Source organism: Synechococcus sp. R3-13 (assembly GCF_047462195.1).
Taxonomy (GTDB): domain Bacteria; phylum Cyanobacteriota; class Cyanobacteriia; order Thermostichales; family Thermostichaceae; genus Thermostichus.
The window spans coordinates 1-6,906 of record NZ_JANSIO010000298.1; the positions used below are offsets into that span (position 1 = coordinate 1).

7 protein-coding genes, 1 other RNA gene and 1 pseudogene are annotated in these 6,906 nt (G+C 60.3%); 2 read left to right on the forward strand and 7 right to left on the reverse strand.

Annotation, left to right across the window (positions count from 1 at the left end; all coding sequences use genetic code 11):
* Both ilvC and serS read left to right on the forward strand, forming a co-directional pair.
* A partial coding sequence (gene ilvC / locus NW856_RS09315) for a ketol-acid reductoisomerase (protein WP_414399943.1) occupies positions 1-587 on the forward strand: 587 nt, incomplete at its 5' end.
* A 33-nt stretch (positions 588-620) separates the two neighbouring features.
* A complete protein-coding gene (serS, locus tag NW856_RS09320; RefSeq protein ID WP_414399944.1) occupies positions 621-1,928 on the forward strand; it encodes a serine--tRNA ligase in 1,308 nt (435 codons plus the stop codon).
* 333 nt (positions 1,929-2,261) lie between these two features.
* Here serS and NW856_RS09325 read toward each other — a convergent pair whose 3' ends face one another.
* From NW856_RS09325 to NW856_RS09355, 7 genes and pseudogenes are all read right to left on the reverse strand, one after another.
* Positions 2,262-2,666 (reverse strand): hypothetical protein, encoded by a 405-nt coding sequence (locus NW856_RS09325; RefSeq protein WP_414329207.1) that lies wholly within the window; start codon positions 2,664-2,666, stop codon positions 2,262-2,264.
* A gap of 62 nt (positions 2,667-2,728) precedes the next feature.
* An RNA gene (gene ffs / locus NW856_RS09330) (signal recognition particle sRNA small type) lies at positions 2,729-2,826 on the reverse strand.
* Between the two features lie 72 nt (positions 2,827-2,898).
* Complete coding sequence (locus NW856_RS09335; protein WP_414329208.1) at positions 2,899-3,621, reverse strand: carbon dioxide-concentrating mechanism protein CcmK; 723 nt, start codon at positions 3,619-3,621, stop codon at positions 2,899-2,901.
* 26 nt (positions 3,622-3,647) lie between these two features.
* Positions 3,648-4,313 (reverse strand): hypothetical protein, encoded by a 666-nt coding sequence (locus NW856_RS09340; RefSeq protein ID WP_414399945.1) that lies wholly within the window; start codon positions 4,311-4,313, stop codon positions 3,648-3,650.
* A 66-nt stretch (positions 4,314-4,379) separates the two neighbouring features.
* Positions 4,380-6,341, reverse strand: a complete 1,962-nt coding sequence (locus NW856_RS09345; RefSeq protein WP_414399946.1) for a ribulose bisphosphate carboxylase small subunit — start codon at positions 6,339-6,341, stop codon at positions 4,380-4,382.
* Positions 6,342-6,412: 71 nt separating this feature from the next.
* Entirely contained in the window at positions 6,413-6,712 is a 300-nt protein-coding gene (locus NW856_RS09350) for a EutN/CcmL family microcompartment protein (RefSeq protein ID WP_414399947.1), read from the reverse strand.
* Positions 6,712-6,906: pseudogene (locus NW856_RS09355) on the reverse strand (carbon dioxide-concentrating protein CcmK); the annotation flags it as partial. The gene NW856_RS09350 and the pseudogene NW856_RS09355, both read right to left, overlap by 1 nt.

Below are 6,906 nucleotides of genomic sequence, written 5' to 3' on the forward strand. Positions count from 1 at the left end.
TGGTGCGGCGCACCTACCAAGCGGGGGAAGGGGTGCCCTGCCTGTTTGCCGTCTATCAAGATGCCTCGGGAATGGCACGGGAGCGGGCCATGGCCTATGCCAAAGCCATCGGTGGCACGCGGGCCGGCATTTTGGAAACCACCTTCCGGGAAGAGACCGAAACCGACCTCTTTGGCGAGCAGGTGGTGCTCTGCGGTGGGCTGACGGCTCTGATCAAAGCGGGGTTTGAAACCTTGGTGGAAGCGGGCTACCAGCCGGAACTGGCCTACTTCGAGTGCCTGCACGAGGTGAAGCTGATCGTGGATCTCATTGTCGAGGGGGGCTTGGAGAAAATGCGCCAGAGCATCTCCAACACGGCAGAATACGGCGACTACACCCGTGGCCCCCGCATCATTACGGAGCAAACCCGCGCTGAAATGAAACGGATCCTCGCCGAGATCCAAAGCGGCCAATTTGCCCGTGAGTTTGTCTTGGAAAATCAGGCCGGCAAGCCGGGGTTCACAGCGATGCGGCGGCGCGAGGCCGAACACCCCATCGAACAGGTGGGCAAGGAGCTGCGGGCCATGTTTAGCTGGCTAAAGAAATAGTCGGGTATCTGGAGCTAAGTGTAGGCCGTCTCTGTGCTGGATCTGAAGCTGCTGCGGGATCGCCCTGAACAAGTACGCCAAGCCCTGCAAAATCGCCGGGCCACAGTCGATCTGGACGGGATCCTGCAGTTGGATCGGGAGCGGCGGCAGTTGGAGACCCGCAAGGGATCCCTGCAGGCCGAAAGCAACAGCCTCGGCAAAAAAGTCGGCGAGATCATCCGCCAGGGGGCGGATCCCCAAGGCCCCGAAGTGGCGGCCCTACGGCAGCGGGGGGTGGATCTCAAGGCCGAGATTGCCCAACTGGAGCAGCAGGAACGAGAGCTGGAAGAGGAGATTCGCGCTCGGCTGCTCACCCTGCCCAATTTGCCCCTGCCCAGCGTGCCAGTTGGCCGAGATGAGGCCGACAATGTAGAGGTGCGTCGCTGGGGTGAGGAGCTAAAGCCGGCCCATCCTGTCCTTCCCCATGACGAGATTGCCGAAAAACTAGGGTTGCTGGAGATTGGCCGTGCGGTCAAAGTGGCCCAAAGCCGCTTTGTGGCTATGGTGGGGGCAGGCGCGGCCCTGGAACGGGCTTTGATTGCCATGATGCTGGAGCGCCACGTTGCAGCTGGCTACACCGAGGTGATCCCGCCCTTTTTGGTCAACAGCGCCGCTTTGCAGGGGACGGGGCAATTGCCCAAGTTCGCCGAAGACAGCTTTCGCTGTGCTGACGACGACCTGTGGCTGATCCCGACGGCGGAAGTTCCCCTTACCAATCTGTACCGGGATGAGGTGATCCCTGCAGAGTCTCTTCCTCTCTACTTCTGTGCTTACACCCCTTGTTTTCGCCGTGAGGCGGGCAGCTATGGCCGCGACACCAAGGGGCTGATCCGGTTGCACCAGTTTCAAAAAGTGGAGCTGGTCAAGGTCACTCGCCCAGATCAATCGGAAGCCGAACACGAGAAGCTGGTGCAGGATGCCGAGGCCATCTTACAGATGCTGGAGCTGCCCTACCGGGTGGTGGAGCTGTGTAGCGGCGATTTGGGCTTTGCGGCAGCCCGCTGCTTTGACTTGGAGGTGTGGTTCCCCTCCCAAAATCAATACCGCGAGATCTCCAGTTGCTCCAACTGCTGGGACTTTCAGGCCCGCCGTGCTAACCTGCGCTACAAAGAAGCCGGCCAGAAAGGCACCCAGTTTGTCCACACCCTGAACGGATCTGGCTTGGCGGTGGGGCGCTCTCTGGCTGCCCTGCTGGAAAATCACCAACAGCCGGATGGCTCAATTCGCATTCCCAAGGCGCTGCGTCCCTTTCTCAGCTCCCGCTTTCTCTCGGAAGACGGGATCCTCATTCCTGCTGCCTGAGCTCAAACTCAACAAGATTGGATTGAGATGCTCCTGCCCAGATAGGCGGGTGTTCCCATCTTTTCTCCGACGACGGAGAATTGCAAGCTGTCTCACGGCAGTTTTTTGAAACCTCTGAAATGAACAACCTTGACCTGCCCCCGGCTCTAAAGGGCGAGGATCCCTAACACTTCACAGAGACGATCCACCTGGCGGTAGCCTCAATCTTTAGGGTCATTTCAAGTTAGGTTGAGACACTTCCCAAGTGCTCTGCGGTACCGCTTCCGCTATGCAAAAGGGGAGAGGAGCTAGGAAGCAATGCATTCCTACCTTCCTGCCGGGCTGTCCTTCCGCTCAAGATTTGCCCTTGAGGCGATCCAACTCAGCTTGCAATTCGGCGATCTTCTGGCGCAAACGGGCCGCTTCTGAAAGTTCGATGGCCGTGCCTGCCTCGCCCTCGGCATTGCTAATGTCGTCGATGGTGATCTTGCGGGGACCGGCAGTTTGTCTGTCTTCTCCCTTGCGGTTGGCGTTGGCGGCGATGGCATCCATGTAAGCCCGCGCCTCTTCAGCGGTCATCGCCCCCCGCTCCACCAGCTCGTCCACCAAAGCTTGCGCCTGCTTGCGCAACTCCATCAGACGGATACCCGCTTTGCTGGCCACCTTGGCAGCATTATCCGCCGCCACAGCCGCCAAACCCATGCCGAAGTAAAAGGCTTTTTGAGCCCAGTTGGCGAGGGGATTGTCTGTTTCGGACATAGTGTAATGCGCTGCTAGGGCAAGGAGGAGAGAACCCAGCAGAGAGAAGTAGGGCTGCAAAGGGCGACCCGGGTTGACGCGCCTGCTCAGAGCATCCCGTGGTGCTGCTATCTTCCGATCCTGACACGGTTTGGGCGTCGGAGCTGCACGGACCCAGGTCTTCCAGTAGCCTAGCATTTTTCCCCTCTGCCCTGCTCGGCTTTCTTGGGCAACAGATGGGTTTCTCAGGGGGCTAGGGAGTTTCAGGCGGCTCCAGATAAACAGGGATCCGCTCTACGGCTGTATCGCTGCGTTGCACCTCCTGTTCCTGAACTTGAGGAAGGGTTACCGGCAGGGTAACCGGTTGAGCAACAAAACAACTGGCCACGGGCAGCGCTTGCTCCAGTTCGTCCAGAGGGCGGGGGATCACTGCCACCGCGTGCAATTCCCCAATGCGCTCTGCTTCGTACATGCCGGCATCGATGGCAATGGCCACGTTGGCTACCGTGCCGCGAATAATGGCCGTACACAAACCATCCCCGATGGTTTCATAGGCCGCCAGTTGGACATCCGCCGTTTTGAGCATGACATCGGCAGCCCCCACCATCGCCGGGAAGCCGCGAGTTTCCAGCAGGCCCACGGCCAAGTTGCTGAGGCGGCTATAGCCGCGGTTTTGTGCCAGTTGAGACAGCTTGCTGCTAATCGGCAGTACCACTTCCAAGTTGGGCAGGGGGCGCGGGATCACCAAACTGGAGATCTCCTCTTGGTCAAACTGGCGGGCCAGCTCAATTCCCTCCTCAATGGCAATGCGCACATCGGCAATTCCCCCCCGCACAATGGCTGTGCAGTAGCCCCCCGAGGTTTTCTCAAAGCCGATCAGCGTCACGCCTGCCGACTTGGTCATAGCGTCGGCAATGCGCACGATGACCGGAAAGCTGCGCGTCTGAATCAGGCCCAGGGAGGTTGACATCGGCATCCTAACTACTCACGCCAGTTTAGCCATCAGAGCCGGCCATCCCCAGAGGAGAGCACCTGTCGATGGGGATAAATCTTGCTCAAGAGGCGATCCAATTCCCAATGGCCAGGGATCCCATTGAGCTTATGGGTTTTGGTCTCTGGGGAGTCGGATTTTTCTTGGTGCCAACGGCGGGTTTGCTTTTCAACATTGGCCACCGGAGAACTGGGTGGGGGAGACGGCTCAGGCGACATCTCTGGAGCCATTTCCACTGCCGCCGGCGAGGGCTCTGCCGGGATGGGCTTGCTGCCGCCCGCCTCCTGGAGATCGAAACCATAGGTGGGATCCCCGAGCAGCGAGCCGGGGGGAATGACTGCTTGGCTGAGCACCGAACAATTCAGCACTGTGGTTTCTGAGCCGATGCAGGCGTTTTTGCCGATGGTGCCCTGCCCGATCACCAGCACCCCCATTCCCAAGGTTGCTCCCGCCTCCACGATGAGGGATCCCCCACAGGCGTGCAGAACGGATCCCATGCCGATACACGCGCCGCGCCCGATGTGAATTCGACAGCCGGGGTTGGCCCGCAGCAGCACCCCTGCCCCAATCCCCACCCCAGCTTCCACCTGCACCTCACCACTGACAAAATAGCGAGTTTCGCCGTTTTGGCCGAGCAAGGTGCGGAGCGTCATGGAGTTGGGCAAAGTAGAGGCCAACAGGGTGCTCCTCATCGCTGGGGGGTTGGACTTGAACCAACAGAGGTCAAAAAAAGCTGGGATCCCTCAAGGGGTTTGGATGATCTGCTCCAGCACTCGCCGTTTGGCCTTGGGATCGATCCCCAGCAGGCGAACGTATTCTCCCTGGTGTTCCGCCAGGCAGGCTTCTAGAGCCGCCACCACTTGGGGCACTTGGGTGGCCTCGATGGGGCTACAGCTTTGCCAAGAAGAGGTGCGAAAACGGCGCTTGTCCGCATGTTCGGTGCCGATGCGGTAGCCTTGGCTGAGCAACTGCTGCACCTGAGCCACCACCTCGGCATTGAGGCGGGTGCCAGAAGGGGATCCCTTGGGGGCAGAAGCAGGAGCCGCGGCAGCAGCAGCAGATTTTCCGCTAGGGGTTTGGATGATGCGCTCATAGACCCGCCGTTTGCCTTTGGGATCGATCCCCAGCAGGCGCACATATTCTCCCTGGTGCTCCGCCAGGGCAGCCGTCAGCTTAGCCAACACCTCTGGCCCGCGGGTGGCGCGAATGGCCGGCCCACTCTGCCAGGAAGAGGTTTTGAAGCGGCGCTCGTCGGCATATTCGTAGCCGATGCGATAGCCTTGGGCCAGCAGCCGATGCACCTCCTCCTGCACCTCCAGATCCAGGCCGGCACTGCCCCCTGCCGCAGAAGCCGTATCTGCCACCACGCCGGTTCCTGCAGGACTGCTGCTCACCTGGCCTTGCGGGGTTTGAATGACCTTCTCCAGCACCCGCCGTTTGCCTTTGGGATCGATCCCCAACAGGCGCACATATTCTCCCTGGTGCTCTGCTAGGGCAGCCTGAACAGCGGCCAGGATCTCCTGCGGCTGACCGCTCAAATTGCTCAAGGTCTGCCAAGAAGAGGTGCGGTAGCGGCGGGCATCGGCCACCTCCAGGCCAATGCGATACCCCTGCGCCAACAGCGTTCGGATTTCTTCCTCTAGCCCTGAGCCAGACTGAGGGCCGGATGTGCCAGAACTCGGGGCAGCGGCTGCCGAGACGCGGCTGGGCATCCCAGAAACCAGCGCCGGCCCATCGGGGGTTTGGATGATCTGCTCCAGCACCCGCCGTTTGGCCTTGGGATCGATCCCCAGCAGGCGCACATATTCCCCTTGGTGTTCTGCCAGGATGGCCCCCAATGACTGCACCACCTCCGCCTCGTGGGTGCTGGTGATTGGGCTTTCGCTTTGCCAGGAAGAGGTTTTGAAGCGGCGAGCATCGGCATACTCTAGCCCCACGCGATAGCCTTGGGCCAGCAGGGCGCGAATTTGCTCCACCACCTCCGGCTTGAGAGGGGATCCGCCGCCGTTCCGGCCATTGCCGCGATGGGAAGAATAAGTCATGGGTGCCGTCTCCGTAGCCGTTGAGTTAGAGGTGCGCTGCAGTTCGTTGCGGATGGGAGCGATACAGACGAGGTTTTCGCTGCACTGGTAGCCCTCTCGCAGGGCTTGGTTGATGCCGATCACGTGTTGGGCAAACTTGGCATCGCTATCCTGGACGTCGGGCAGCCGGTCGGCCTCGGCCTGGGTGGTGATGATGGATCCAGAAGGCACGTACTTGCCTGGGGGGATCTCCACATCCTGGATCAGGCAATGCAACATGATGATGCAGCCATCCCCAACCCGAGCGTTGAACACCGTCGAGCGGAAGCCGATAAAGCAGTCGTTGCCCACGTAGGCCGGCCCGTGGATCAGAGCCATGTGGGCAATGGAAGTGTTTCTGCCAATCCAAACGGAGTAGGGTTGGCCGTCTTCTCCTATCACCCGCCCCTGTTCCAGGCCGTGGATGACCACCCCATCCTGAATGTTGGATCTGGCGCCAATGTGGAAGGGGGATCCCTCGTCAGCGCGAATGGAAGTTCCCGGGGCGATCAGCACCTCCGCTTCCACCCGCACATCCCCAATGAGGTTGGAGAAAGAATGCACGTAGGCTGTGGGATCGATCTTAGGCTCCGCCAGTCGGCGAGACCAGGGCGTTGGCGGTGCAGCATAGGTTTGAGCAGGCATAACCGTGAGCCTCTAGAACGCAGTAGGGCGGACAAGGGCAGCAAGAGAGATGAGAAGGGAAGGGATCCCAGCTAGCGTTGATCGCGCTTGTTGTAGAGAGAGCGACCGCCAACGCTGACCGTATCGATAATCGCCATCACCACTGCATCCAGCGGGCGAGTCTGGTTTCCTTGCGGCTGGCGAGCGGCACTGCCTTGGCTAACCAGCACCCACTCGTCAATGCCGGCCCCCACCGGATCGGCAGCCACAGCGTAATTGGGTTGCGGCTGGCCCTCGAGATCGACGTACTGCACCAACAAAAACTTCACGCCCATCAAGCTGGGATCCTTTTGAGTGCTGGTGACGGTGCCCCGCACAATGGCAATACGCATCAGGGACGGGTGAAGGGACGGATGGCATTGACCCCTTCGCGGAACTGAGCCACATCCTCGGTGTAGCGAATGGGCAACACGTACTCCAGGTTCTCGTGGGGACGGGCGATAATGTGCCAAGACAACAACTGGCCGCCGTTCACCCGCTTCACCGAGTCAATGCCGGCAGCCACCGAGGCTTGCACCTCCGAGAC